The following is a 24,288-nucleotide window of genomic DNA, read 5'->3' as shown; positions in this document are numbered from 1 at the left end:
TAATTCTGAGCTCATTCTATAGCAGGACGCGGGAAAAGTCCTTTAAGCGGTCTATCTGGTCTGTCTGGTCTATCTAGTCAGTCTGGTTATTAGGTCGAGCCAGATTGAGCGAATGAACGAGATAGACCAGACAGACCGAACAGACAAGACAGACCAGATTCGCCTGGCTCGCGATCAGGTGGACAGTGCGCGCAGGCCTGTTGTAAGATTCGCCCGCTCTTCATCTCACGATCGACAGAGGGAGGCTCTATGGATTCAATGTCCGGGTCCTGCAACGCTTGCGGCGCCACCGGCACCGCGCTCATGAAGTTATCGCTCGGGAAGGACTTCTTCGGCCGGACTTACGACCGACTATCTCCCTCAACCGATCAAAGTCCGAAATGGTACTGCGAAGGCTGTTCGATGCAGAAAAATCTCCAGCGCGACTTTCGTGATATCGTGGGGGAATTCGATAAACTCATTGCCGGCCAGGGTTCCACCCTGTCTGCGCAGGATGAATTTCAACGGGCCTCGTTACGGTTGCGAGAGATTGCGACGATTCTCTCCGGAACGGCTGGGCACTCTCCATTCCTGACCGCAGCTGATGTGACACAACTGATTGGCCGGATGCAGACCACCACGATGCAGGCCTAGCAGGATGCTGAAAAAGTCCGCTAGCTTCGTTCTCGCTTCGCTCAGGGGCTTAACGTACCGAACAGAGCCTCTCGGATGTCGAAAGCACTTGAGGGGATTTTCCGTTCGCCAAGATCCATCCAAAGGGCGAACGGCCCACACAAAGTGCGGTTTGTACCTCCTCGCCTCTTCGCTCGCTGCGGCCTTGCTGGACAGACTTTTTGAGCATCCTGCGTGGCGTTTTCGCCTTGTCCCACACCTGCGCGTCAGTGAAATTTTGGCATGTTCACATAAACTTTCCGCAGTCGGCTAACCGAGCAGGAACCATTTGTGTCGACATTCACGAGACATATTTTCGTCTGCACAAATCAGCGGAGCGCCGACGATCCCCGTGGGAGCTGCTCCAAGCTCGGGTCGGAATCGCTCCATGCCCGTTTTAAGCAGGAAGCAAAGCGGCTGGACTTGAAGGACATCGTTCGAGCCAACAAAGCCGGGTGTCTCGATCATTGCGCCCAGGGACCGAGCGTCGTAATCTATCCTGAGGGTGTGTGGTATCAAGTGAAAACAGAAGCCGACGTGACGGAAATCATGGAGCGCCATGTCATCAAGGGCGAAGTCGTGACCCGTCTCATCATGCCGGATCATCCGGCCCCTACAACACTCCCTCCGCTCAAATCTTAGGGTCTCACCACAAGGATTGTCATGAGCGTCGAAGAAAAATGGAAAGCCAACCTGGAAAAGGTGGCCTTCATGAAGCAGTTTCCTGGATTACTCGGGACCTGGGGTGCATTGGTAGGAAAAACCGTCGAGGCCGTCATCCCGCTCAAGGGGAAACAGGGTGCTGCAGTGCTGGTGTGCTCCGATGGCACCTTTACCATCGTGCCCCCGATGGCGCCGGAGCCATACGAGTTGGGGGAGGCGTTGGTTGTGGCACGAGCTGTTCTTGAACCTGCGCATCAGGCAGCCTACGTGGAGTATGATCGACTGGTCAAGAAGGACAAGGATGCCCTCAAGTCAGCCAGGGTGGAGAAGATTCTCGGGGCGATTCACAACAATCTGGAGCAGTTTCCGGAATTGAAGGATCGGCTGAAAGAGCTTGTGAAGGAGTGGAAGTGAACAGCCTTCCGGATAGAAACATGTTCGAGATCTTTTCCCAAGGTCTCTTTGAAGGAGTCAAACCCATGATGATCATTCGTGACCACCTCATCCGCCATCCAGACCGCTGCACCCATCAAGCTATCTGTGTCCCGATCTGCCCGACCGGCGCCTGGCTCTCCACTCCTCCCTACAAGTTCGACCCTTCACGCTGTCTGGAAAGTTGCCGCCTCTGTCTGGACGCCTGCCCCTCGCAGGCGATTTATGGAGTGTTCAAGAAGGGGGAGAAGATGCTGGAGCCGCAAAAGAAGACGGGGTAGCCTGGCCGTCCCCTTTGCTCGCGCAACGCGCGGCATCAGAAGGATGCGAGGGAGCAGGCAGACCGTTCTTCTTGCTCGCAGAGCCCCCACGATAAAGCAGTGGTCGCTCGATGCGCGCAGTGAAGAACAATCTGCCTACTCCCTCTGGGGAAGTTGAGGAGCCTGAAGGCCCTCGCCCGGGCAAATGGCACGTCTCGGCGTGCCAGTGGGTGGGTGGGTGCGAATGTTGCGCGCAGTCGGGGATCAGCCAAGCCACCCCGTGAGAAAGACGAAGAGAAAAGTAAGAACCCTGTCAGTTTCCACTTTCCTTCTCCCCCTCACCGCCTCAGTTTCTTCGCTCCTTCGGCAAAGTCGCCTCGAAACTCTTCTCGCCTGACGTGTAGGAGGGCCACTAAAGAAACTCTTAGTTCTCGATGCGCGCAGTCGCGAACCAACCAGGCCACCCCTTAGAGAGCCGAAGACGAAAGCTGGGTGGATTCCAGCTTTCCTTCCCCGCGGAACAGGCTTGCGAATTTCGCTCTTCCGGCGAAAGTCCGCGCCAAGGCCCTGTCACACCCTTAGTCAGAGACCGATGGGGGATAGCACACAGAAAGGGATATAAGGGCGGATTTTAGATAATCTGTTTGCGGAGCCAGCCCCAGTAAGCGGTGCCGACATAGCTGCAGGCGAAGGTGCCGGTTGTGAGCGCGATGATTTGGTAGACCTTGCTACGGGGGATTTTCACTTTGACTGCGGGGTTCAGGAGTTCGGGCGAATTCATGACCAGCTTCAGCGATTCCCCTGCGGAGAGGATCGGCCACATGCAGGAAAGCCGGAGGCGTGTTTCATGCCGTGGAATTGCCATGCTGTACATCCACCCCTGATCGAGGTGCTCTGTGGCCATACGAACGAGTTTGCTCAGCACAGGCCGAAAGCGCGAAAGATTTTCCTGATTCAGCAGATCGCGCGGTTTGAGTCCTGCTTCGGCCAGCAGAGGTGCCGGCACGTAGCAGCGGCCCTTCTGGAGATCATGCGCGACATCCTTGACAATATTCGTGAGTTGCAGCCCCTTTCCAAATCTCACGCCCACCTCCGACATCTCCCGCACCTTCCACGAGGCTAACGCCTTCCGGTGCGCGCACATCAAATCCGTCCAAAATTCGCCGACACATCCAGCCACGTAATAGGTGTATCGATCCAGATCGTCCGATGTCTTCAGCGCCACCAGATCTTCGGCTGATGTACCGGGGAAGACAACGAGGTCCATCTCCATCCCCTGCGTCAGCGTGGTCATGAGGCGTTGAATACGGCGGCGATCGTCCGGAGAAAACTCTTGGAACAATTTAAAGCAGTCTTCTAACCGTTCAAGGAGCATATGCTCGGACGAGTTTTGCTGGAGCGGCGCCATGGCTCGTTGAATTTCACGGATCTGTCCCCAGGAAATCTGGTCGCCGATGAACTGCCCCTTGAGCTGACCGAGAAAATCCAATCGGCGAGGCCGATCGATCAATTCCGTGTCGGCTATCGTGTCAGCTGCGCGGGCGAAGAGGTAGGCCAAGCTCACTTGATCGCGCACATCTGCAGGAACCACGACCAACGTTGTGTAGAAGAGACGGGACACTTGCCTGAGGAGATCGCGGAGCAGTTCCTGCTTGCTGGTCTCTATGTTCGTAGCCACACCTATCGCACTTCCAACTTCCCTTCCATCCCTTTGTCGCGATGGCTGGGCAACGGCCAGAGGCGTTTGTCGCAGTAGATGGGGAATGTGCCGCGCTGGGTCGGCGTAAATGTGATGGTAACCGTCTTGCCGGCACCGACATCCTGTTCGACGGATAGGTCTCCCGCTGGGTCCTTGATGATGAAATTGTGCGGGATTATCGTTGTCACGCTTGTGAGCGTCAGTTCAACCGGCTGCCCGGCTTCGACGATCAAATGGTTGGGGGTATAGGAGTAGCTATCAAGCGCGATCGGGGCTCGCTGTACCCCATCTGCTGCTAACGGGATTACCCTGGGGTGGTCTGATTGAGGAGGTTCCGCTGCAACTGTGATCGCCACGACGACTAATGTGAGCAATCCGACCATCGACAGCATGTGGAGCCATTGCAGGGGCATCTTGGTCATCATCACTTCTAGCAGGAAGGATAAGAACTGGTCAACTTTCTCCAGAAGATTCAGCGACTTCTGACACCTTGACCTTGGCATTTCAGGGATTATTTTTTACGCGATGATTGTTGTGGTATCTGATTGAGATGCATTTCGCCGAATCCGTTAGTATAATCACTGTCACCGGCGACTCGCCTGAATAATGGGACGAGAGCCTGGTTGTGAAGGAGGATTTCAATGAAGTGGATGAAAGGCATTTTTCTACTGTTGGCCGCGAATATTTTGATCATGGTGACGCTCTCGCTCACCGTGCCGATACTTATCAACGTCGTTCTGCCCATGTTCGGAGTCGATGTACGAGGAATGGTCGACTTGAGCTCGTTAGTATGGGCCCTCGCTTTCGGCTTTGGGGGCGCCTTTATCAGTTTGGCATTTTCCAAGCAAATGGCCCGGGCCATGTTGGATTGTCGCCAGATCACCCAACCCAGGTCGCAAGCCGAACAGGTCATCTATGGCACTGTCCAAGAGATCGCCCAACGGCTTCAGATTACGATGCCTGAAGTGTGGATCTACGAATCCCCTGATCCCAACGCCTTTGCGACTGGGCCCAGCAAAAACAACTCAATGGTGGCGGTCTCGACCGGGTTGTTGAACAACTTACAAGAACAAGAAGTGCGAGCCGTACTCGCACACGAAATGGGACATGTGTATAACGGAGACATGTTCGCCACGACCGTGTTGGCTGGGCTGATGAATACCTTTGTGTACTATATTGCGATGTGGGTGCGCCGGATCTTCGCGGAACGCGATCAAGCCATGCTGGGTTTTGGATTGTCGATCGTGCTCCAGATCGTCGTCAGTATTCTGGCTTCGGTCCTGATCTGTTGGTTTTCGCGTCGGCGCGAATTTGGCGCAGATGCCTTTTCTGCCAAGGTGTACGGAAAGGACTCGATGATCTCGGCCCTTCGTGCGATTGATCGATGGGTCACCCGCGCCCAGGTCGAGCACTCCACCCAGGATGCGCTCGCAACCATGAAGATCTCCGGCAATTCCTCTGGATTCATGCGTCTCTTTGCCACGCATCCGCCGATGGAAGCCCGCATTGAGGCTCTAGAGCGACTCTAATCGCGAGGGTGCCCGATGAGAAGACTGCGCTATAGGTTGGCGGGGTTGTTTGCAACGATCGGCTTGATCGCCGGTGTTGGGTCGAGCGAGCTGCTTGAGCCTGGCCCCGCACAGGCGAAACAGGAAGGGGCCGTACTCATGGCAGCACAGACGCCCATGGTCTATGACTTTACGTTGAATGATATCGATGGCAAGCCGGTCTCACTGGATCAGTTCCGGGGCAAGGTCTTGTTGTTGGTCAACATAGCCAGCTTCTGCGGCAATACGCCGCAGTATACCGATCTCGAAAAGATGTACGAACAATATAGAGAGAAGGGTCTCGAGATCTTGGCCTTCCCTGCTAATAACTTCGGGCAGCAGGAGCCTGGTACGAATGAAGAGATTAAAACCTTCTGCCACACCAAGTACAGCCTGTCGTTTCCGCTCTTCAGTAAGATCAGCGTGAAGGGCAACGACAAACATCCCCTTTACCGGTATCTGACTGAACAGAGTCCATTCCCTGGCGAAGTGGAGTGGAACTTCCAAAAGTATTTGGTCGATCGTTCAGGAAAGATCGTCGCTCGATACCATCACCGTACTAAGCCGTTGGCGCCAGAGGTGGTGCAGGATGTCGAGCGAGTGCTCGCAGCCCGCTGACTCGTTCAGGTTTTTCGATAAAAAGAAATATTGGCTCGATATTCCTGTATAGCGGCAGCCAGGGCCTGGCTGCCGAGAGGGATATTGGCATCCAGGGCATCTTCGATCTCTGGGTCATTGATTTCGACGTCATAGCGATCTTGCACATTCGTTCGGACAGGACCCTGCGTCACCTCTCGAGGCATGAATATCTCTTTCCAGACCTCCTTCTCGACCAGACACACGTCCCTGAATCGCTCGAAGAGCAGTGTCAGCTTTTCCGGATCCGTGACTTTGGCGCGCTCTCCCATTCTGTTCCTTCCCGCATGTATGATTCTCGGGCGCTACTTCTGGGGACTCACTCCGGAAGGGGTAGCACCCTCGACGATGGTAAACCGCATGGTACCGACTTGATTGACTGCATGAAAGGGCTGTTGCCCGAGCGGCGTGATGAACAGTGTCACGAGATATGTCCCGACAGCCCAGGCATCTGCAGGTCTCCTGAGTTCCAAGAATCCATAGCGTTCATGCCCCGGCACTTCCAAAATGTCTTTGCCGAGTGGCATGGATGAAGGGACGCCCTGTTCACTCTCCAGGTACCATTGCGCGCTGAATTGGGCAGGATCTTCCAACGGCGCTGACTCGAAGACAATATAGATGGCGGGAATATCCCGAGGAAATACCGATCCCGGTTCGATAGGTTTAAGTCGAGGATCTTGCGTGTACCAGCCTTTTCGCCCGAATGTATCCCACTCAATGTCATATCCTTTGGCCATTTTGATCCAGGTAAACAGGGATTGCGGGATACCTGTTTCCTGTTGGTCGAACGACGGGCTTTGCGTGGGATCGACCTCGGTTGTCGCTTGTTCTTTCGGCGCAAACAGATCCCGGGCCTCGACTTCCTGCCAAATACATGCGGCAAGGCTTAGGATGGTGATGACTCCTACCAAGACCTTATCCCGAGTATGTTGGGTCAGAACCATCTTAGCTGTCCCCTTATACGATCATGCTATCGAGGGATCGACGAGGGGTCAATCATCAACCGATCAAACTGCTCATCTATTTCTGCTCACCCCACAGTCTGTGTTAGGCTTGAACAGAGTTCCCTTCCAACAGAGGACCATGTGCATCTGAAACAGGTACAGGATACGCAAGAGGCTTCGTTAAGCAGTTCACGAGCGGAACATGCGGGCAAGCAAGGCCTTCGTTACGGACTCCGAGACGGGGCCTCCCAGGCTATTACGCAAGGCAGCGGCGAACAATACCTCTCCGCCTTCGCCCTGCTTCTCCATGCAAGCCCGTTCCAATTGAGTGTATTGTCGGCATTGCCACAACTCATCGGAACCGGCGCTCAGCTCATTTCAGTTAAGTTATTACAATGGTTCCCAAATCGTAAAGCCCTCATCTCGGCCGGTACTGTCGGGCAGGCCGTCTCCTGGGTTCCCATCGTGCTTCTGCCGTTGCTGTTTCCACAGTGGGGTCCCTGGTTAGTCGTGAGCGGCGCTGCTGCATATTTTGCGTGCGCCCACTTTACTGCGCCTGCTTGGAATAGCTTGATCGCCGATTGGCTCGGCCAGCATGAACGGGGCGCCTATTTTGCGCGGCGAGCCCAAATCATCGCCAGCCTCAGTTTCTTTGCGCTCTGCGGAGCCGGATGGGTACTGAGCCTCTGGCAGGATTCCACCGCTGCGTGGTGGGGCTTCGTACTGATCTTCGCTATGGCCGGAAGCGCTCGTATCCTCTCCGCCTTGGCCTTATCACCTGTTCAAGATGTGCATCCGACTGCCTATCTGGAATCTCAGCAAGGATTCCGTGAGTTTTTCCGTCAGAACGCGACAAAAGATTTTCGTCGATTTCTGCTCTTCGCGGGGCTCATGCACGCATCCGTGTTAATTGCCGGTCCATTTTTCGTGTTGTACATCCTGCAAGATCTTCATCTTTCCTATTTCGGCTATGGAGGCTGGCTGGCAGCAGGCATTCTAGGTCAGCTCCTCACTCTGCGTGCGTGGGGCCAATTCGGGGACCGTTTTGGAAACAAAGCGTTATTGTCCATCACGGGCTTTACTGTGCCCATTTTGCCGATGCTGTACCTTGTGAGCACGAATATAGGCTTTCTTCTCGCAGTCAATTTTTTGGGAGGTGTCGTGTGGGCCGGCTTGTCATTGGGACTGCAAAACTATGTGTTTGATTCGGTCAGGCCGGAAGACCGAGCGAAAGCCATTGCGTTGTACAGCACAATTAACGCCGTAGGATGGTCGGTAGGGGCTTTGCTTGGGAGCTGGTTGGTGGAGCACCTTCCTGCGAACATTGAGTGGGCAGGTATGATCCTCCAGCCTGCATCGAATTTGCCATTTGTCTTTTTTCTCTCAGGCGTCTTGCGGCTACTGGTTTCGTCCAGCCTTCTTGGTACTTTCCACGAAGCCCGCCAAGTGGAACTGGTGCCCCGGCGACAGCTATTGTGGGAAGTGCCGCTTGTAAAACCTGTTGCACAGTTTGTGATCTGGACCCTGCCCAGATTGAGTCGGTAGGGTGTCGGGCTCAGTAGCCTGGGGGGGGCGGCTGGGCAGTCCGCCCTTGCTCTTCTTGTTTGAGCTTCTCAAACGCGCGGTCTGCATGGCCACGCACTTGGTCTGGTGTCGGCTGCGCAAGCGGTTTCGGCTGGTCGCTGGAACAGGCTGCCAGTGCCAGGAACAATATACCTGCCATGGCGTATCCAGCGGCCCTTTGGCCGTACATCATCTCCTGCTTGCCATGTTCCATATAAATTCTCCCCTGATCAATGGGTGGAGTCTTATTCTCCTTCGCCGAATACCCCGTAGCTTCCGGCCTTCGTAGCCGAAATGGCTACTTCGGCGGAGTAGGCTGCTGCGGGGAGCTTCATTTTCCTATTCAAAGGCTCGCTGAAGATCGAAGACCGTTTGTGCGATCCCTCGTTCCAGCGCTGCCTGGCTCAGTTGGTGGAAGTCCCAGTTGTCTGACAGGGACCAATCCCATCGCGCTTCATCGTCCATGCGAGCGGTTACCACATTGAAATACACCACTTCGGCGCTTTCCACTCGAATAATCTTCGTCGTCACGGTAATCGGCCGGACCTGGTTGGGTCCACGAGCAAAGAGACGCTCCCGAAGCGTGGGCCCATCGATCATATAGAGTAATACACTATCGACCCCCAACAGATGTCCAATCCTCACCGCACTGTCGTCGGCTACTACTCCCGTACCCTGAAGCCGCTGCTCGGTGATCAGGGTCAACAAATGAGAGCGATCGACAAACTTCAGTGTCGGGCGCTGGCCTTTCAATTGAAAGGTTGCGCCCTCCAGCCGCTGATAAGCCGCCAGAAAATCGGAACTCGAGGAGCGGGGATAGAAGACGGCGATCCGTTGCACATTGCCGGGGATAGTCACTACCGGTGCAATGGTTTGAACTGACAGGGGAGATGAGGAAGGGGGAGGGCTGCTTTGGCAACCGATAGATGCCACCGCCATGAGGAAGGAAAATCCTCCTCGGCTTATGACGCATGGCCAATTCATGATTGCCCTTTTCGAAGAGCCGAGTCTGAGAGAACCAGTGTAATTCCTATTCGCCATCATACTACCCCGGCGGCTTAAAAACCAATGGCCCACTCTGAGGGCAAGGGGCTGATGGATCTGATTGACGGACCTAAGGCGGCGCGGTATTCTCAGCCACCAGATTACCCGCGACACCGAGGTCCCTATGTCCCTGCACGACCGCCTGACAGAAGACTTGAAGCTTGCCATGAAGGCGCGCGACCAATTGCGGATGGATGTGATTCGTATGATCAAGGCTGCCGTGATGAACAAGGAACTGGAGATCAAAAAGGATCTCGACGATGCCGAAATGAGTCGTGTGATGACAACCATGATCAAGCAACGCCGTGAATCGATTGAACAATTTGAAAAGGGTCAGCGGGTAGAACTCGCCGATAAAGAACGGCAGGAAATCGCCATTCTCGAATCCTATCTCCCCCAAGCGCTCTCTCCTGAACAGCTCTCTGCCATCGTGGACTCGGTCATTCGAGATACCGGCGCTCGATCTCTGAAGGAGATGGGTATCGTGATGAAGGCGGTGATGGTCCGGGTAGCCGGCCAACCGGTAGCCGGCAAACAGATCAGTGACCTCGTGCGCTCCAAGCTCCAGTAACCCGATCGGCGCCTGCTATACTAACAGGTAATTGCTCGCACACCCCTGTGCGAGCGCCTGACGGGTATCCACATGGGCATTCTTATTGTCGACGACTCTCCAGACCAGCAGGTGCTCCTTCGCGCAATCCTTGGAAAGGCCGGCTATACGGACCTCCTCAGCGCGAACTCCGCAAAGACTGCGTTCCCCATGCTTGGCATGGATGGCCAGGAGACGCCGCCTCATATTGACTTGATCTTGATGGATGTGCTGATGCCGGAGCTGGATGGAGTCGAAGCTTGCCGTCAGATCAAGAGCCGTCCGCATCTTTGTGATATTCCCATCATCATGGTCACGGCAAAAAGTGATCACTCCAATCTTCAAGCGGCTTTTGCTGCGGGAGCGATCGATTACATTACGAAGCCGGTGAACAGCATAGAATTGTTGGCACGTGCTTCCTCTGCGCTGGCGCTGAAAAAGGAAATGGATTGCCGCAAAGCGCGCGAGGAGGAACTCCGTCGAAGCAATGAGGAGCTGCAAAAAGCGCTTCGGGATGTCAAAGTCCTCCGGGGACTCATTCCCATCTGCGCATCCTGCAAGAAGATCCGGAATGACGGCGGGTTCTGGCAACAGTTGGAGGAATATATCGGCGAACATTCCGAGGCAGAATTCAGCCACGGCATTTGCCAGCCCTGTGTCAAAAAGCTTTATCCTGGAGTTTATCAAGACTAGCTGCTACGATTTCTCAAGTTTGCCACTCGAATTCACCGGACTCAGAACCTATGGGCATTTTGATCGTTGATGATTCTGCGGACGACCGCCTCCTGCTCCAGTCAATCCTTTCGGCTGCGGGTTACGATCAGCTTCTGGTCGCCGGCTCGGCCGCCGCTGCATTCCGTTTGCTCGGTCTGGATGACGGGAAGCACAGCGCTGCCTCCCGAGTCGACCTGATCCTTATGGACATCGTGATGCCGGAGATGAACGGCATCGAAGCCTGTCGCCAGATCAAGGCGGTCGAGCGATTCCGTGACACGCCGATCATGATGGTCACCCTGAAGACCGATCCAGTCGATCTCCAGCTGGCGTTTGCCGCAGGCGCGCTCGACTACATCGGGAAACCCATCAACAAGATCGAGCTCTTGACTCGCATTCGGTCGGTCTTGCGGCTCGTCCACGAGATCGATCGAAGGCGGGCCCGGGAGCAGGAATTGCTTGAGGTGATGCGTCAACTCCAGGAAGCGAATCAGATGCTCTTGCGGCTCTCCTCCCTTGACGGCCTCACCGGCATTACCAATCGACGGCAGTTTGATGATTTCCTGGACCAGGAATGGCGCCGCGCCGTCCGCGAATTGACGCCGCTCTCACTGATCATGCTCGACATCGATAGCTTCAAATCGTACAACGATGCTCTTGGGCATACCTCTGGCGACGAGTGCCTCCGGCAGGTTGCCGCTGCTATCTCCGGGGCCGTCAACAGACCGGGAGACCTTGTCGCCCGGTACGGGGGAGACGAATTCGTCGTTGTGCTTCCTGGTACCGGGTCGGATGGAGCGGCACAGGTTGCGGAATCGCTTCGGCAGCGCATCGAAGCCCTTGGTATTACGCATTCCGATGGTGGTTGCACGACCATCAGCGTAGGCTTCGCCAGTACAATCCCCAGCCGGAACAGTTCCCCCATCGATCTGATCAAGGCGGCGGATCAAGCCCTCTATCAAGCCAAACAGGAAGGCCGCAATCGGGCTAGGCAGGCAGGCACACTCTCTCTCGTCCCGCGCTCTCACGAAGACTAACCGTCCCGTCCTCGCCATGACAATGCCAGGACCTCGACGAGATGGGCTGACGGTGATCGGCGCGGGTCTCTCCGCGCACGTACTACCATCTCCATATAGAGACTCTCCACACGACGTGCATCCAATTGTCTGCGAGAGGGTGTGCTGCCATGACTAAGAAATCGTCAGCGATTCGAGCCATTCGCACGGCCAAGCGAAAACCGAGTCCCTTGGCTAGCGATCGTTCACAGACCACGCAGCCATCCAAACCGCAACGCCTCTCTTCCTTTCGTAGAGAATCAGCGGAGAAAAATGGACACCGCACAGGAGGTGCTCAAGCTATCAATCGGGCAGAATCTGTTCCGCGAGAAGTCGAGCGGCGGTTTCGGGCCTTGGTAGAAACGACAAGCGATTGGGGTTGGGAAATCGATGAGCATGCCCTCTTCACATACGGTAGCCCGAAAATTTTCGATATCCTCGGATATAAGCCGGAAGAAGTGCTTGGCAAGACACCTTTCGATCTGATGCCGCAGGCAGAGGCCCGTCGGAGCAGAGATCTGTTCGGGCCTATCTTGGCAGCCCGGCAACCGTTCAGCCGCATAGAGTCTGTCTACCGACATAAGCGAGGCCACCGCGTTGTTCTTGAATGTGGAGGAGTGCCTCTGTTCGATGAGGTAGGAAAATTCAGAGGTTACCACGGCATGAATCAGGACATGACGGAACGCAAACGAGCCGCGGAAGAAGCAAGGCATGATCAAGCGCTCCTGGCTTCCATCATCGAAAATATCCCTGACATGATTTTCGTCAAGGATGCCAAGACTCTGAAGTTTGAGCGCTTCAACCAAGCGGGTGAACAATTACTCGGTTATTCCAGAGAGGAACTGATCGGCAAGAGCGATTACGATATGTTCCCCAAGCGGGAAGCCGACTTTTTCACAGCCATGGACCGTCAAGTATTGCAACAGGGGCGTCTCCTCGATATTCCGGAAGAACCGATCGAAACTCGGCGGAAGGGAAAGAGATTGCTCCATACCAAGAAAGTTCCGATAAACGGGGACGGAGGCACGCCCCTGTATTTACTTGGCATCTCCGAGGATATTACCGAACGCAAGCAGATGGAACGCGTCGAACAGGAGCGGACACGCCTATTGGAGCAGCAGCAAGTTGCGTTGTGTGAGCTGGCGAAGCACGAAGCTGTCTCTGCGGGGAAGTTTGAAGAGGCGTTGCGGATGATCACTGAAACAGGAAGCCGTGTACTCGGAGTGGAACGGGCGAGTATCTGGACTTTCAATGAGCAGGGGACTGCATTGGAATTGCTTGACCTCTATGAGCGAACCCCGAATCGCCACGTAACCGGCGTCACTCTGGCCGTGCAGGACTACCCATCCTATGTCCAAACCATTACACATGAAGAACACGCGATTGCCGCCGATGACGCTCACAGAGACTTCAGAACCAGAGAGTTTTCCCGCTCGTATCTGACCCCACTCGGCATTGGAGCGATGTTGGATGCCCCAGTTCGACGGAGAGGGCAAGTCGTCGGGGTGTTATGTCACGAGCATGTCGGTGGGCCACGATCTTGGTCGAAGGAAGAAGTGTATTTTTCCAGTTCACTGGCCACTTTCATGACGCTCGTATTGGAAGCCCGCCAACGCAGGGAGGCTGAGCAAGCCCTTGTCCTTGCTAAGGAATCGGCAGAGGTGGCTAGTCGGGCAAAGAGTGAATTCCTCGCCAGCGTGAGTCACGAGATTCGAACGCCTATGAATGCGATTATCGGGATGGCAGATCTGCTCTGGGAAACAGATCTGGATCCAGAACAGCGAAAATACCTGCGTATTTTCCGTCGCGCCGGCGGAAACCTGTTGGGTCTCATCAACGACATTCTCGACCTATCGAAAGTCGAGGTCGGCCATCTTGAACTGGAATCAACCGACTTTGATTTGAGCGACTTGCTTGAAAAAGCCATCGAGATTCTCGCCATGAGAGCCAATGAAAAAGGCCTCGAACTTGCCTGTCATATTTCACCAGACGTTCCTCGTGCCGTGATTGGAGACCCCAACCGACTCCATCAGATCCTCATCAACCTTATCAGCAACGCAATCAAATTCACCGACAGCGGGTCTGTCACGGTCCAGGTCATGCCGGATCCGGAACTCCGTTCCCCTGGAGCCATTCGATTCTCTATTAGCGATACAGGGATCGGCATTCCGCCTGACAAGCTTGCCGCCATCTTCGAAAGTTTCACGCAAGCCAGCGTCTCGACGACGCGCAAGTATGGAGGAACCGGGTTAGGCCTGACCATTTCCAAGCAGTTAGCTGAGCGGATGAACGGGCGAATCTGGGTGGAGAGCACTCTCGGGAGGGGCAGCAGCTTTCACTGCTGTGTGCAGCTGACTGTGCAAGTCGGCCAGACACCCACCCACGAAGATTCGCAGGTTGATCTTCGAGGGGTCAGAACCCTTGTAGTCGATGACCATGCCACCAACCGCCTGATTCTTCGTGAAACCTTGACCGCTCTGGGAGCAGAGGTAACGGATGCGGCTGCTGGACGCGAGGCCATCGAGGAATGGCGGTTAGCCTCTGCCTCCACCCACCCGTACGAACTCGTGCTTCTCGATTGTCGCATGCCGGAGATGGACGGATTCCAGGTCGTTGAAGAGATCAGACGGATCGGCCTTTCCCAGGATCTGACGATTGTGATGCTCGCTTCCGACCATTGGGCTGACGACATCGCCCGCACCTACGACATGGGGCTGGGCGGTTACCTGATCAAGCCCATCAGGAAATCGGATCTGCTCCAGACCATCAGCATCGCCCTCGGTCGTTCCAGAGGTGTCCAACACACGACTGGTTCAGCGCCAGTGGCTCCGGTGCCTGTTTCAGAAGTCAGGGCCCTTCGTATCCTATTAGTAGAAGATTCTCCAGATAACCAATTGCTCGTCCGGTCCTATTTGAAGCAGACTTCCTATCGTCTCGATATTGCCGACAATGGAGCAATCGCGTTGGAACGATTCAGGACCGGCTACTACGATCTCATCCTGATGGACATGCATATGCCGGTGATGGACGGCTATGAGGCTACGCGAGCGATCAGGGTCTGGGAGCGGGAGCATGACCTTCCCCCCACCCAGATTATTGCCTTGACCGCTCTGGCGCTGAAAGAAGAAGGAGTCAAGATTCTCGAAGCCGGCTGCGATGCCCATATGACCAAGCCTCTCAGGAAGCACACCCTCCTGGAAGTTCTCCAGGCTTGCAAAGGACGGCGAACCACATGAGCATGGGGCAGGATAGAAAAGCAGAGAGTAGGATCACCGTGTACATCGACCCGGGCCTTGAAGAGATCGTTCCAGGATTTCTCGAGAATCGGCGTCGTGATGTGCAGAAGGTTGAAACAGCATTGAGGCACGATGATCTCAATACAATCTGCGTCATAGGTCACCAAAGTGAATTCCGGAGGGGTTTATCAGCCGCAACTCTCCTCGTTTGGCTTGCCAGCCGAAGCCTTAGCGAAGGCTGGTTGAGGGACCCCATTACGTCCATCGTTGATTCCTGCGCTTTCATTTATTTCGGTCCATAACCATTTCTTGGGCTCTCTCGCTTCTCTCTCCGGTTCCTCAAAGCAGATATCCCCAGGTGTTTGCTTCCCCACCCCACCAGTACCAGCCCTCTATTGCACAGTATGTGATTAATGTTTGTATTCTGGTATTATAACTTTTAGCACATCGGCACGGAACCGCAGCCGCTTTTCTAGTTCAAAGAGGGGCGACAATGCGAATCTTAGCCGGAGTAGATTGGTCGGATGAAGCCTTTGCCGCTATAGAACAGATCGGGTTACTTTACCGGCCTGACGACGTGGTGCTTGTACATGCCGTGGGCCAGGCAGCCAACCTGCAAGGGAACATCGAATTCCGTCAGGCCGTAGTGGATGCTGTTCGTCCAGTGGTTGAGCGGTGCCGTGCCTTGCTGCCGGCTGAGACTCCCTCCATCCGGACGTTGTGTGAAGCCCAGGACCCAGTCTCCTTTATTCTCAGCAGCGCCGCCACGGTAAAGCCAGACCTCATCGCAATGGGCGCACGCGATTCCAGCCGGGTGATGGAATTCTTTGAAATCAGTGTGTCGCACCGAGTCCTGCTCCAGGCCACGGTGCCGACCTTGATCGTGAAAGGAAACGCTCGCCCCGTCAATCGGGTCCTCATGGCGGTCGAAGGCCGCGAGGATGCGATCCGTGTGCAGACGTGGTTGATGTTGCACCCTTTCAAGAACCCCGTCACGGTCACCATCCTTTCGGTCCTCCCCCCGCTCCACAATATCAGCGAGGAATTGCTGGCGACACTCAAGAGCAGGATTGAGCAAAGTAAGCGGGATGCCGAACAGACTGTGAATGACACGGCCCGAGCGTTGGCCAGTCCGCACATCGCGGTGTCTACCGATGTCCGTGTTGGTGACCCCGTCACGACCGTGTGTGAAGTTGGGCATAGCCACGACCTCATCGTGGTCAGCACCCATGGGCGGACGGGGCTCAATCGTTTCGTGTGTGGCAGCGTGTCAGACGGGATCATACATCGGGCCGGCTGCTCCGTGCTCGTGGTGCGCTGACCGCCCGCCGCTCGTATATTCGATCAACCCTAATCCTTCGTCTTGCCCTCAGCGTTGGCCCGCCTCTGCATCGTGTGTTCGATGCAGAAGCGGCCCCGGTTGTTTGGACGGACTATTTCACCGGAATACTGATCACCATCGCCCCCATGACATCGTTGAGCTTGAAGTCTCGCTTGGGGCTGTCCGGATGGGCATTATGGCAGCCGATGCAAGCCTGGGTCACCGCAAGATCCGGATAAACGGCCTGGAAGTAACGGGCTCCTCCTACCTTCACGAAACCAGTATAGGGCTTGGTCGGATGAGTGAGAATAGTACCCAGGCCTAACTTCTCGAACTCGCTGGAGGCGACGTTCCGCTTGTTGATCGGCCAGAGGCTGATCAATCGATACCGCATGCCGATGTCTCTAGTTGCCATGACCCGGCCAGACTCCATCAAGAATTGAGCCGGGAGCAACAGCGTATTCATCTCCTCCCAGTTCTCCGAGGCCACGACCACCCCTTTGACTTGCATCCGCTCAACGACGTGCTTGGTGTACACCTCACGATCCGCTTCAATCACGGCGTGCACATAGTCTGCCACCATTTCAACGGGCAGACTCACGGATGTCTCTTCCGACGTCGCGCGGCTCGGCAAGACTAAGCCGGCGACGCCCAACCCGAACAACAGCATGAGGACCCCCCGCAGCAACTTACTGGAGGATTTCATAGCAACCTCCTTGGTTTCCTCGTGGACCCGTCGGCGTCATTCGCCGCAGTTCCATGAAGGAGTGTGGTGCGTTGCGGATACGTGGCTTCACATTCGTAGATGTAAGCAGGCGGATCAGTTCGACCGTCAAACTGAAGTCGCGAATAGTCTAGTGTGGAGGAGTAGAAGCAGTGACCTGCACGAGGCCAGTGAGTTAGATGGTCGTCACGATCGCTGGAGTAACGGAAGCAGGCCACGTAATAGGAAAATACCGAAGCCATGGCTCGGTTCTGCCTGTCAGGATTCCGCAGAGTGCCCAGAGGAACATACGATGAATCATCATACTCTTCGGTCTGCAAGCTGTCCAATAACGGCCTGCCAAATGAGGGGGGACGGGGGAGGCTATGGGTTCGACGCCATCAGTACGATAGGAGAAGAAAGTGAATTCCGGAGGGGTTTATCAGCCGCAACTCTCCTCGTTTGGCTTGCCAGCCGAAGCCTTAGCGAAGGCTGGTTGAGGGACCCCATTACGTCCATCGTTGATTCCTGCGCTTTCATTTATTTCGGTCCATAACCATATCTTGGCCTCTCTCGCTTCTCTCCCCGGTTCCTCAAAGCAGACATCCCGAGGTGCGTACTTCCCCACCAGAACCAGCCCTCTCTTGCACGGCATATGATTAAGGTTTGTCCTTTGGTATTATTGGCCAGTAGCATATCGGCACGGAACTGCACCCGCTTTTCTTATTCTAAGAGGGGCGACAATGCGAATCTTAGCCGGAGTAGATCGGTCGGATGAAGCCTTTGCCGCTCTAGAACAGATCGGGTTACATTACCGGCCGGACGACGTGGTGCTTGTCCATGCTGTGGCCCAGGCAGCCAAGCTGCAAGAAAACGTCGAGTTCCGGCCTTAGTGGATGCTGTTCGCTCAGTCGTTGAGCGGTGTCGTACCCTGCTGCCGGCTGAGACTCCCTCCATCCAGACATTGTGTGAAGCCCAGGACCCAGTCTCGCTCATTCTCGACAGCGCCGCCAGGGTAAAACCCGACCTCATTGCAATGGGCGCACATGATTCCAGCCAGGTGAAGGGAATTTAGGTTCGGTCTCGACGCCGAGACCATTGAACGCTATCTATATGAATCAGAGGAACATCACAGTGATTGGGTGGGTGAGGACTGATGCCGACTCCCCATAATCCCCCTCCCCTTTCGATCGTTCAGCCACAGGTTCGCCATAGTCGAGCGCCAATAAGCGGGTCAAAAATCAGAGTGGACATCCTTTGACGCCAACTCGATTTTCCGCAGGGATGCGTATATCCTTTCCCTCGTTCAAAACCAAAGCGCTGTGGTACCAAGCGCAAGCCCCTCAGGGGAAACCAAAAGAGGAACCCATGGAATCAAGACTCCTCCACCGTTGTGTCATAAACCTCCTGGGCGCCACCCGCACCGTCGTAAGCATCTGCGTAGGCCTGATGTTAGGCTGGTCCGTTCCGGATGCATCAGCGCTGCCCACCGCTGATGAAGTGTTGCGGGAGTTGCAGGTTTCGGATAGCGACCGGCAGCAGATCCGGGAGGGCAACATTGTCACCTGGACAGCCACGGAAGGATCGGATCGGGAACTCGCCATCGGCATGGCCTTGCTAGTCAAGACAAGCGCGGAGAATGTTGGCAAGCTCTTTCGTGAGGCCACCGTGTTCAAGACGGAATCGGCAATCACGGCCTATGGCAAGACAGGGGGCGACGGGGAGGTGGCCGACTTCACTGGCCTGAAGCTGGAACCGAACGGAGAGAAAGAAGCCCGGCGATATCTCGAGGCGAGACCAGGCAATGACCTGAATTTGGATACAAAGGAGATTGCGGCTTTTCAGGCGCTGAAGTCGGCGAGCAAGGACAGGGCGGTGCCGATTCAAAAGGTGGAGGCGCTGATAAGGGAGGAGTTACTGGCGCGCTACCAGGCCTATCATACGAAAGGCCTGGCCGGCATCCGGCCTTACGCACGCAAGAGCGGACAGCACGTCTTCCCCCGCGACGAACTATCCCTTGCCACCAAACAGTCGAAACTCCTTGCCAAGTACCTTCCCTCTGTGTCCGACGTGCTACTCAATCATCCGACCACCAAGATCAAAGACGGCGAGGAGTTCGAGGAACAGTTTTTCTGGATGAATGTCGAAGTCTTTGGGCGGCCGACCTACGTGCTGTCTCATCGCATGCACTTTCGGATCGGCGAGGCCTCGCTCGTCGTGGATCGACACTTTTACGCCAGCCATGCGTACAACAGCCTGCAACAAGGAGTGATCGCACTCCCAACACAGGACGGTATGGTTGCGATCTACCTCAGCCGTGTGTCGACGGACCAGGTCACCGGATTTGGATCCTCGGCGAAGCGTTCCGTGGCTCGGGCCCTGATGGGGTCCTATCAGAAGGACATGCTTAAAGCCCTTCGGGCCAAGGCAGAGAAACCGTAGCGCGCTGCTGGACCAGGCCCATCAGCAATCCGATGCTCCGGTATCGGAATAGGTAACTGATCGTTAGAGCCAGTGGTAAGGCTATGAGCTGTCGAAGGACCTGTCAACCTCCCCCACTGCCATTGCGCCAGGCCACCTGCAGTGACTGCGGGGCATCCGACAAGATCTCATGGGAGGGTAAGCGGCTAGATGGCCTTGTTGCCACATGGCTACCAAGACGATCGAGCGCGGATACTCACAGATCCGTTCAGAAGCCATCGCAGGCTGTTCAGAAAGGCCGTCCAGCAAGGCCGCAGCAAGCGACGAGGCGAAGCGTACTCTCTGCAGTACGTTGAGCCTCTGAGCGCCGCGAGAACGCCGCTGGCGAACTTTGTCAACAGCCTGCTAGGTATGTATTTTTGCTTTGGTGGAGGGCAGCCGCTACCTGATTTATTTAGGCCCACGATTCGGGTGCCGCTGAGAGCGACGCAGGCTTACTCCAAGCGCGCCAACGCCAAGACATAAGCCTGCCTCCTCACGCGATTTCCGCTTCCGCCACTCCCACGGCGCCACCGGCTGAAACTGCACGCCATATGCCCCCCCGATTCATGGGGCCCGCCGGGCTCCTCGACCTCAATACACAACAAAGGCCCGGTGCCATCGAGCATCGAGCCTTTGCGACAACTCCGCAATAGTTCCCAGGCGAAGCATGTCCCACGTGGCCAACGTGGATTAGGCCGTGGTTCCATCGCGGTGTCTTGTGGCGCCATCTTTATCCTACTGCATCACCTACACAGATGCCACCTGGTAAATTCCCTAACCCCTTTCCCCTTTCCTCTAGGCCTCTGGCTGCGGATCCTGCGTCTAGGCTGCCTGAACCAGCACACCAGACGTGCCCAGATTCATCGGACTCGCCGGGTTCCTCGGATCAGCCCGTTTCATCGGATTGAACGAATTGTCCTGGGTCGTGGAACTATCCCATACTACCGTTTGATTTTTCGCCACTCCCACGGCGGCACCGGCAACGATTCAGCCCACAAGCCTTTTCGCGCTTCCCGCGCTTCCCCGCTTCCTTCTCCAAACCTTCCAGCACCGATCTCCTGGCGCATACTTCCGATACCACCAGCACCAACCGTCTTTGACCAGCGTGTGATTGCCGTTGGTTCCATCCGGTAGCAGCACATCGGCAGGGTCCGTTCGTATTTATCGTAGCCGTGGGTCCGGAGCGTGACTTCTTTGCCGAAGGCGAGTGCTGAGGCGGCCTGCTTCGCTCGTTTGCCGAACGCTTGGCCCATGTCTGGACAGTCGATGCCGCTGAGGCGAATACGTTCGGCATGGTGGCCGTTCAGGACTTCGATGGTGTCGCCGTCGAGGATGGAGACGACGGGGCCGGTGGGTCTCACACTCTGAAACGACACTGTTTCTTAACTACTTCGTAACCGTAATTGCTGTAGGCACCCACATACAACCTATCCGCCGAAAAAGACGATGTTTGACTCGCAATCTGCCCAATTTTCCTACAGTCTTCCTGCATGTCACCATCAACCCTCCTCTCTCCTTGGATTATATACAAGGTTCTTGTACTGACCTTCCTTTACCCGCAACGGCACACCCCTTGCTTAATTCCCACAGTGATGGGGTGAATAATTGCCTGCTTCGAGCGCTCCTCGGATGACGGAGTCAGTTCTGCAATCCGGCAGAGGTCGGTAGATCCCAGGGGGGAATGAGTGATGAATGAAGCGTGCGAATTGAAATCGAAGCTGAAGCAAGGGAGCCCCTCCGCGCAATTCGCCCGAAACAACAAGATTGGATATCTCCTCTTTAGGATGGCGACGCTGCGCGCTTTTAACCCAAAGATGACGGTTGTGAGCGCGGCAGAAGTGGCTTTGGATGACGAGTCAATCCTGGTAGAAACGCTTGAACGTGAGTATCGGCGTCGGGGCTGTAAGAGATGGGCGGACGGGATTAAACTGGACTCAGATAATCTCTCGCATGATTCCTGGCACAATATATCACATTACCGATGAAGGATTAAGGCAGAAACATTCCACACAGTGCCGTGGCCTAGAAAGTCTCCACACTGGTAGGTGACGGGACAACACACCGGAAAACGACGGGATGGGCGAATCAAGAAGGGCATAGGTGCCCCGCAGGGTGGCGTATTGTAGGAGGAATACGAAGGACGGTGCAATAGGCGCGGGCGCTGGCTGAAGACTCATTGCAGCAGCGGGTCGGCTATCGTTGCGGAGATGTTCATGAGAAATGCGAGGCTAGGAGAGTGATGTGCTGAGGCACTTCACTTTCTGGAGGTGGAGGGACTCAAGAGCTTACCAGAAACGCTTTTTCGCAAAGGCGTGTCCAGAGCCCGACTTGAGGTACCGCTCAAATTCGACCGCACGTTGCTCATCCTGAAAACAGAGATGAAGCACTATCTTCCAAGGACGATATTTGGATGTATGAGACGAACCGCCTGAATTGTGGGTTCGAAGCCGCTCATCGAGGTCAGCGGTGATGCCGATGTAGCGTTGATTTGGAACTGCAAGACTTTGGATGAGGTAGACGAATTTCATGAACCGTCCCCCTTCGCTAAAGCTTCGGGGGACAGCCTTCGCTTGAAAGCTGGTTTGCCAGCCGAAGCTTTAGCGAAGGCTGTGGAGGGCACCCGTTTCCACCGTCATTAACCGACGCGCTTCGCTTTGATATTCAAGGGGTTGCTTTAGTAGCTTAAGAGTCTGACCTGCGGTTTACGAATTTCAGCTAGTCCAACCTCAGACAACCTAGCCCCACAAGAAACCACAACACAGGATGCTCTCGATATGGGCCCTGATGGGGCTGGTTTGTCCTGTCCTGGTAGCAGCGTGGTAGCAGTGTTGGATAGCGAGAAACAGGAGAAATTATGAGGTGCTCAAATCAGGCCGTTCTAAGATTGCTGGAAATTTCCGCGAGGTAATACACGAAGACTGTCCGATCATCGTCGGACAGTACCGTGCCGTATCCCGCTGCGGACAAGAGATATTTGCTGTATTTAACAAAATCTTAGAACTTTTTTGTGAGCTTATTGTTGTTAGACACAAAGACCACCCTTTCTCGGCGGTTTGCAGTTAGCTGACCTGACCATCGCCAACCCGCAGCGCGATCCATTGTCCTATTTCACCCGCTGCAGCGGCGGTTGCTTCCATGTGCCGTTCATCGCCTCGGCTTTCGGCCAATAGAGGCGCATGAACATGATGAAGGGGCCTTTGGGTGCCGGCAGCCAGTTGGGTTCCTTGTCCGCGCCGGGCGACTCGTTCTGGATGTAGAGCGTCAGGCCGCCATCGGCATCGCGCTTGAACTGGGGGAGCATTGGCGAGTTGAGCAGGTAGCGGTTGAGCGGATTGGCCACGAGCAGGCTCGCAGGCAGCTCATACATGGTCAGCGACCAGAACGCATTGACGGGCGGCAATTGGCCCGGTGCAAAGCGCAAGGTATAGCGGTTGGCACCGTCCAGCTTTTGACCATCGGCATCAACGCTATACATCGGATACATCGCTTCCTGCTTCGAATTGCCATAGATGCCGAGCACCGCAGCGGTCATGCGGTAAAGGTAATTGTTCTTCAGATACTCCCGCGTGCCAAAGACGTCGCCGGCGGTCACTGTCCCCGCATCAGCTTGTTTCTTAAACTCCGCGAAGGCGGCCCAGGCGTCGGCGATGCCCTGCTCCATGGCCGCCTTTACTTCAGGCGAGAGCTTGCTCGCATTGAAAGTCTTGCCGGCACCGACGCCAATCTTGGCGAAGCGGGCCATGAGTTCCTTTTCCGACGGATGCGTCGGGCAGAATTGGAGCACGAAGTTAACGATGTTGAAAACCTCAAGAGAAGTCTTCTGCTGTTCCGGCGTGAGCGGCTTGATGAAGTCAATCACCGGCGCAGCCTTTGGTGCAGACTGGCCGAGAAACGCCGACAGTGGCTGCACCTTGTAACCGTCCTGGACTTTCTTGACGTTGTCGAGATCGCTCGGGTTGAACAACTGCGTGCGATACGCGGCGAGCACTATCTCGGTTTCCGAGCGGATCACCTTGGTCACGCCCTTGGGCGTCTCGCCTTTCCAGCCCGGGCCTGCGATGAGGAAGCTGCCGCCACCGTTGCCGGTTGCGCGACTTCCAAGGTAGTCAAAATTGTGCGTGTAGAGGTCGATGAGCTGGACGCTGAAATAGCGTTCCTTCTCGATCGACGGCACGGTGAGCACGATGGGTTCAGCGCGCAGGTCGAGACCGGCCATGGAGTACGGCGTGTCCGAGTTGGGCGTCTGCACCGCCTTGTCCTCGGGCGTAAAGACGCGAGGGATGTTGCGGATTTGGTTCCAGGGCGCCTTGAATTCGGGATTCTCGCGATTTACGAAGTAGGCGTACTGGATGCGGTAGCTGTCCACCATCGGGAAGCTGTAGATATAGGCTTCCTTGGCGATGGCGCGGGCTTCCGCAGGGCTCACATCGGTTTCGGCGCTGGCCGCAGTGAACGGGAAAGACGCGAGCAGTGCCATTGTGCACGCGAAGGCTTTGAGCGATGTGGTTTTCACGATGTTGTATCTCCTACTGTTTTGAACTGGATGAATGAGTGCCGGTTCTCTGGCTAGCGAGGCATGAAGGTTAGTTCAACAAAAGCGTAAAAGGCAAGCCAAACTGGTGACCTGTGTAATCCCAAAATGATAATGTCCGCTTTCGCCAAGATAGAAATGTCCTCTTCACTGATAGACTGCCCGCCCTCACAAGGAGGGCCGGATGGTCAGAGAGGACAGGGTCATCATGAGTGTGAAGGAACTCAGGCGGATGGC

24 protein-coding genes are annotated in these 24,288 nt (G+C 55.5%); 14 read left to right on the top strand and 10 right to left on the bottom strand.

The features are described 5' to 3' along the window. Positions 1 to 249: 249 nt before the first annotated feature. From HZB34_03170 to HZB34_03155, 4 genes are all read left to right on the top strand, one after another. Entirely contained in the window at positions 250 to 633 is a 384-nt protein-coding gene (locus HZB34_03170) for a hypothetical protein (GenBank protein MBI5314952.1), read from the top strand. A 309-nt stretch (positions 634 to 942) separates the two neighbouring features. Beyond that, positions 943 to 1,293 (top strand): (2Fe-2S) ferredoxin domain-containing protein, encoded by a 351-nt coding sequence (locus HZB34_03165; GenBank protein MBI5314951.1) that lies wholly within the window; start codon positions 943 to 945, stop codon positions 1,291 to 1,293. A 21-nt stretch (positions 1,294 to 1,314) separates the two neighbouring features. Beyond that, the gene (locus tag HZB34_03160) at positions 1,315 to 1,728 is read left to right on the top strand and encodes a hypothetical protein (protein MBI5314950.1); all 414 of its coding nucleotides are present in this window, start codon (positions 1,315 to 1,317) and stop codon (positions 1,726 to 1,728) included. Positions 1,729 to 1,793: 65 nt separating this feature from the next. After that, on the top strand, positions 1,794 to 2,027 hold the full coding sequence (locus HZB34_03155; GenBank protein ID MBI5314949.1) for a hypothetical protein: 234 nt from the start codon (positions 1,794 to 1,796) through the stop codon (positions 2,025 to 2,027). A gap of 610 nt (positions 2,028 to 2,637) precedes the next feature. On the opposite strand, the gene HZB34_03150 is transcribed toward HZB34_03155, so the two are convergent. Together HZB34_03150 and HZB34_03145 are read right to left on the bottom strand one after the other, a co-directional pair. Then, positions 2,638 to 3,672, bottom strand: coding sequence for a squalene/phytoene synthase family protein (locus tag HZB34_03150; protein ID MBI5314948.1), 1,035 nt, complete (start codon positions 3,670 to 3,672; stop codon positions 2,638 to 2,640). A 14-nt stretch (positions 3,673 to 3,686) separates the two neighbouring features. Beyond that, positions 3,687 to 4,130, bottom strand: coding sequence for a cupredoxin domain-containing protein (locus HZB34_03145; GenBank protein ID MBI5314947.1), 444 nt, complete (start codon positions 4,128 to 4,130; stop codon positions 3,687 to 3,689). 216 nt (positions 4,131 to 4,346) lie between these two features. Here HZB34_03145 and htpX point away from each other — a divergent pair, with 216 nt between their 5' ends. Together htpX and HZB34_03135 are read left to right on the top strand one after the other, a co-directional pair. Next, the gene (gene htpX / locus HZB34_03140; protein MBI5314946.1) at positions 4,347 to 5,234 is read left to right on the top strand and encodes a protease HtpX; all 888 of its coding nucleotides are present in this window, start codon (positions 4,347 to 4,349) and stop codon (positions 5,232 to 5,234) included. 138 nt (positions 5,235 to 5,372) lie between these two features. Then, positions 5,373 to 5,870, top strand: coding sequence for a glutathione peroxidase (locus HZB34_03135; protein ID MBI5314945.1), 498 nt, complete (start codon positions 5,373 to 5,375; stop codon positions 5,868 to 5,870). 5 nt (positions 5,871 to 5,875) lie between these two features. On the opposite strand, the gene HZB34_03130 is transcribed toward HZB34_03135, so the two are convergent. Both HZB34_03130 and HZB34_03125 read right to left on the bottom strand, forming a co-directional pair. Then, positions 5,876 to 6,160, bottom strand: coding sequence for a hypothetical protein (locus tag HZB34_03130; GenBank protein ID MBI5314944.1), 285 nt, complete (start codon positions 6,158 to 6,160; stop codon positions 5,876 to 5,878). Positions 6,161 to 6,193: 33 nt separating this feature from the next. Further along, a complete protein-coding gene (locus tag HZB34_03125) occupies positions 6,194 to 6,832 on the bottom strand; it encodes a hypothetical protein (GenBank protein MBI5314943.1) in 639 nt (212 codons plus the stop codon). Between the two features lie 141 nt (positions 6,833 to 6,973). Here HZB34_03125 and HZB34_03120 point away from each other — a divergent pair, with 141 nt between their 5' ends. Then, the gene (locus HZB34_03120; protein ID MBI5314942.1) at positions 6,974 to 8,377 is read left to right on the top strand and encodes an MFS transporter; all 1,404 of its coding nucleotides are present in this window, start codon (positions 6,974 to 6,976) and stop codon (positions 8,375 to 8,377) included. Between the two features lie 10 nt (positions 8,378 to 8,387). On the opposite strand, the gene HZB34_03115 is transcribed toward HZB34_03120, so the two are convergent. Both HZB34_03115 and HZB34_03110 read right to left on the bottom strand, forming a co-directional pair. Next, positions 8,388 to 8,609, bottom strand: a complete 222-nt coding sequence (locus HZB34_03115) for a hypothetical protein (GenBank protein ID MBI5314941.1) — start codon at positions 8,607 to 8,609, stop codon at positions 8,388 to 8,390. A gap of 125 nt (positions 8,610 to 8,734) precedes the next feature. Beyond that, positions 8,735 to 9,334, bottom strand: coding sequence for a hypothetical protein (locus HZB34_03110; GenBank protein MBI5314940.1), 600 nt, complete (start codon positions 9,332 to 9,334; stop codon positions 8,735 to 8,737). A gap of 229 nt (positions 9,335 to 9,563) precedes the next feature. On the opposite strand from HZB34_03110, the gene HZB34_03105 reads away from it, so the two are divergent. The 5 genes from HZB34_03105 to HZB34_03085 all read left to right on the top strand — a co-directional run bounded on the left by HZB34_03105 (position 9,564) and on the right by HZB34_03085 (position 16,354). Further along, positions 9,564 to 10,010, top strand: a complete 447-nt coding sequence (locus HZB34_03105) for a GatB/YqeY domain-containing protein (GenBank protein MBI5314939.1) — start codon at positions 9,564 to 9,566, stop codon at positions 10,008 to 10,010. 72 nt (positions 10,011 to 10,082) lie between these two features. After that, positions 10,083 to 10,721: a response regulator gene (locus HZB34_03100; GenBank protein MBI5314938.1), complete on the top strand. Its 639-nt coding sequence runs from the start codon at positions 10,083 to 10,085 to the stop codon at positions 10,719 to 10,721. Between the two features lie 50 nt (positions 10,722 to 10,771). Beyond that, positions 10,772 to 11,779: a diguanylate cyclase gene (locus HZB34_03095; GenBank protein MBI5314937.1), complete on the top strand. Its 1,008-nt coding sequence runs from the start codon at positions 10,772 to 10,774 to the stop codon at positions 11,777 to 11,779. Between the two features lie 149 nt (positions 11,780 to 11,928). Next, a complete protein-coding gene (locus tag HZB34_03090) occupies positions 11,929 to 15,033 on the top strand; it encodes a response regulator (GenBank protein MBI5314936.1) in 3,105 nt (1,034 codons plus the stop codon). Between the two features lie 493 nt (positions 15,034 to 15,526). Continuing rightward, a complete protein-coding gene (locus HZB34_03085; GenBank protein ID MBI5314935.1) occupies positions 15,527 to 16,354 on the top strand; it encodes a universal stress protein in 828 nt (275 codons plus the stop codon). A gap of 112 nt (positions 16,355 to 16,466) precedes the next feature. Here HZB34_03085 and HZB34_03080 read toward each other — a convergent pair whose 3' ends face one another. After that, complete coding sequence (locus HZB34_03080) at positions 16,467 to 17,060, bottom strand: DUF3365 domain-containing protein (protein ID MBI5314934.1); 594 nt, start codon at positions 17,058 to 17,060, stop codon at positions 16,467 to 16,469. Between the two features lie 740 nt (positions 17,061 to 17,800). Between HZB34_03080 and HZB34_03075 the strand changes: the two genes are divergently transcribed. Both HZB34_03075 and HZB34_03070 read left to right on the top strand, forming a co-directional pair. Continuing rightward, positions 17,801 to 17,950, top strand: a complete 150-nt coding sequence (locus tag HZB34_03075; protein MBI5314933.1) for a hypothetical protein — start codon at positions 17,801 to 17,803, stop codon at positions 17,948 to 17,950. 475 nt (positions 17,951 to 18,425) lie between these two features. After that, positions 18,426 to 19,499 carry a hypothetical protein gene (locus HZB34_03070; protein ID MBI5314932.1) on the top strand — a complete coding sequence of 358 codons (1,074 nt, stop codon included), beginning with the start codon at positions 18,426 to 18,428 and terminating at the stop codon, positions 19,497 to 19,499. 962 nt (positions 19,500 to 20,461) lie between these two features. Here the strand turns inward: HZB34_03070 and HZB34_03065 are convergent. The 3 genes from HZB34_03065 to HZB34_03055 all read right to left on the bottom strand — a co-directional run bounded on the left by HZB34_03065 (position 20,462) and on the right by HZB34_03055 (position 23,997). Beyond that, a complete protein-coding gene (locus tag HZB34_03065) occupies positions 20,462 to 20,896 on the bottom strand; it encodes a thermonuclease family protein (GenBank protein MBI5314931.1) in 435 nt (144 codons plus the stop codon). 909 nt (positions 20,897 to 21,805) lie between these two features. After that, positions 21,806 to 22,048, bottom strand: coding sequence for a GIY-YIG nuclease family protein (locus tag HZB34_03060; protein MBI5314930.1), 243 nt, complete (start codon positions 22,046 to 22,048; stop codon positions 21,806 to 21,808). 575 nt (positions 22,049 to 22,623) lie between these two features. Beyond that, positions 22,624 to 23,997, bottom strand: a complete 1,374-nt coding sequence (locus HZB34_03055; GenBank protein MBI5314929.1) for a DUF1254 domain-containing protein — start codon at positions 23,995 to 23,997, stop codon at positions 22,624 to 22,626. Positions 23,998 to 24,288: the final 291 nt, after the last annotated feature.

This window comes from Nitrospirota bacterium, assembly GCA_016219645.1.
Taxonomy (GTDB): Bacteria; Nitrospirota; Nitrospiria; order Nitrospirales; family Nitrospiraceae; genus Palsa-1315.
Note: the sequence above shows the minus strand (reverse complement) of the source record. Positions and strands in the feature narration are given on the sequence as shown.

Bases quoted from the DNA above. Each gene is read 5' to 3' on its own strand.
- HZB34_03170 (MBI5314952.1), top strand. From the start codon at position 250: ATGGATTCAATGTCCGGGTCCTGCAACGCTTGCGGCGCCACCGGCACC.
- HZB34_03160 (MBI5314950.1), top strand. From the start codon at position 1,315: ATGAGCGTCGAAGAAAAATGGAAAGCCAACCTGGAAAAGGTGGCCTTC.
- HZB34_03155 (MBI5314949.1), top strand. From the start codon at position 1,794: ATGATGATCATTCGTGACCACCTCATCCGCCATCCAGACCGCTGCACC.
- HZB34_03145 (MBI5314947.1), bottom strand. From the start codon at position 4,130: ATGATGACCAAGATGCCCCTGCAATGGCTCCACATGCTGTCGATGGTC.
- htpX (MBI5314946.1), top strand. From the start codon at position 4,347: ATGAAGTGGATGAAAGGCATTTTTCTACTGTTGGCCGCGAATATTTTG.
- HZB34_03135 (MBI5314945.1), top strand. From the start codon at position 5,373: ATGGCAGCACAGACGCCCATGGTCTATGACTTTACGTTGAATGATATC.
- HZB34_03130 (MBI5314944.1), bottom strand. From the start codon at position 6,160: ATGGGAGAGCGCGCCAAAGTCACGGATCCGGAAAAGCTGACACTGCTC.
- HZB34_03125 (MBI5314943.1), bottom strand. From the start codon at position 6,832: ATGGTTCTGACCCAACATACTCGGGATAAGGTCTTGGTAGGAGTCATC.
- HZB34_03115 (MBI5314941.1), bottom strand. From the start codon at position 8,609: ATGGAACATGGCAAGCAGGAGATGATGTACGGCCAAAGGGCCGCTGGA.
- HZB34_03110 (MBI5314940.1), bottom strand. From the start codon at position 9,334: ATGGCGGTGGCATCTATCGGTTGCCAAAGCAGCCCTCCCCCTTCCTCA.
- HZB34_03105 (MBI5314939.1), top strand. From the start codon at position 9,564: ATGTCCCTGCACGACCGCCTGACAGAAGACTTGAAGCTTGCCATGAAG.
- HZB34_03100 (MBI5314938.1), top strand. From the start codon at position 10,083: ATGGGCATTCTTATTGTCGACGACTCTCCAGACCAGCAGGTGCTCCTT.
- HZB34_03095 (MBI5314937.1), top strand. From the start codon at position 10,772: ATGGGCATTTTGATCGTTGATGATTCTGCGGACGACCGCCTCCTGCTC.
- HZB34_03090 (MBI5314936.1), top strand. From the start codon at position 11,929: ATGACTAAGAAATCGTCAGCGATTCGAGCCATTCGCACGGCCAAGCGA.
- HZB34_03085 (MBI5314935.1), top strand. From the start codon at position 15,527: ATGCGAATCTTAGCCGGAGTAGATTGGTCGGATGAAGCCTTTGCCGCT.
- HZB34_03080 (MBI5314934.1), bottom strand. From the start codon at position 17,060: ATGAAATCCTCCAGTAAGTTGCTGCGGGGGGTCCTCATGCTGTTGTTC.
- HZB34_03075 (MBI5314933.1), top strand. From the start codon at position 17,801: ATGCGAATCTTAGCCGGAGTAGATCGGTCGGATGAAGCCTTTGCCGCT.
- HZB34_03070 (MBI5314932.1), top strand. From the start codon at position 18,426: ATGGAATCAAGACTCCTCCACCGTTGTGTCATAAACCTCCTGGGCGCC.
- HZB34_03060 (MBI5314930.1), bottom strand. From the start codon at position 22,048: ATGAAATTCGTCTACCTCATCCAAAGTCTTGCAGTTCCAAATCAACGC.
- HZB34_03055 (MBI5314929.1), bottom strand. From the start codon at position 23,997: ATGGCACTGCTCGCGTCTTTCCCGTTCACTGCGGCCAGCGCCGAAACC.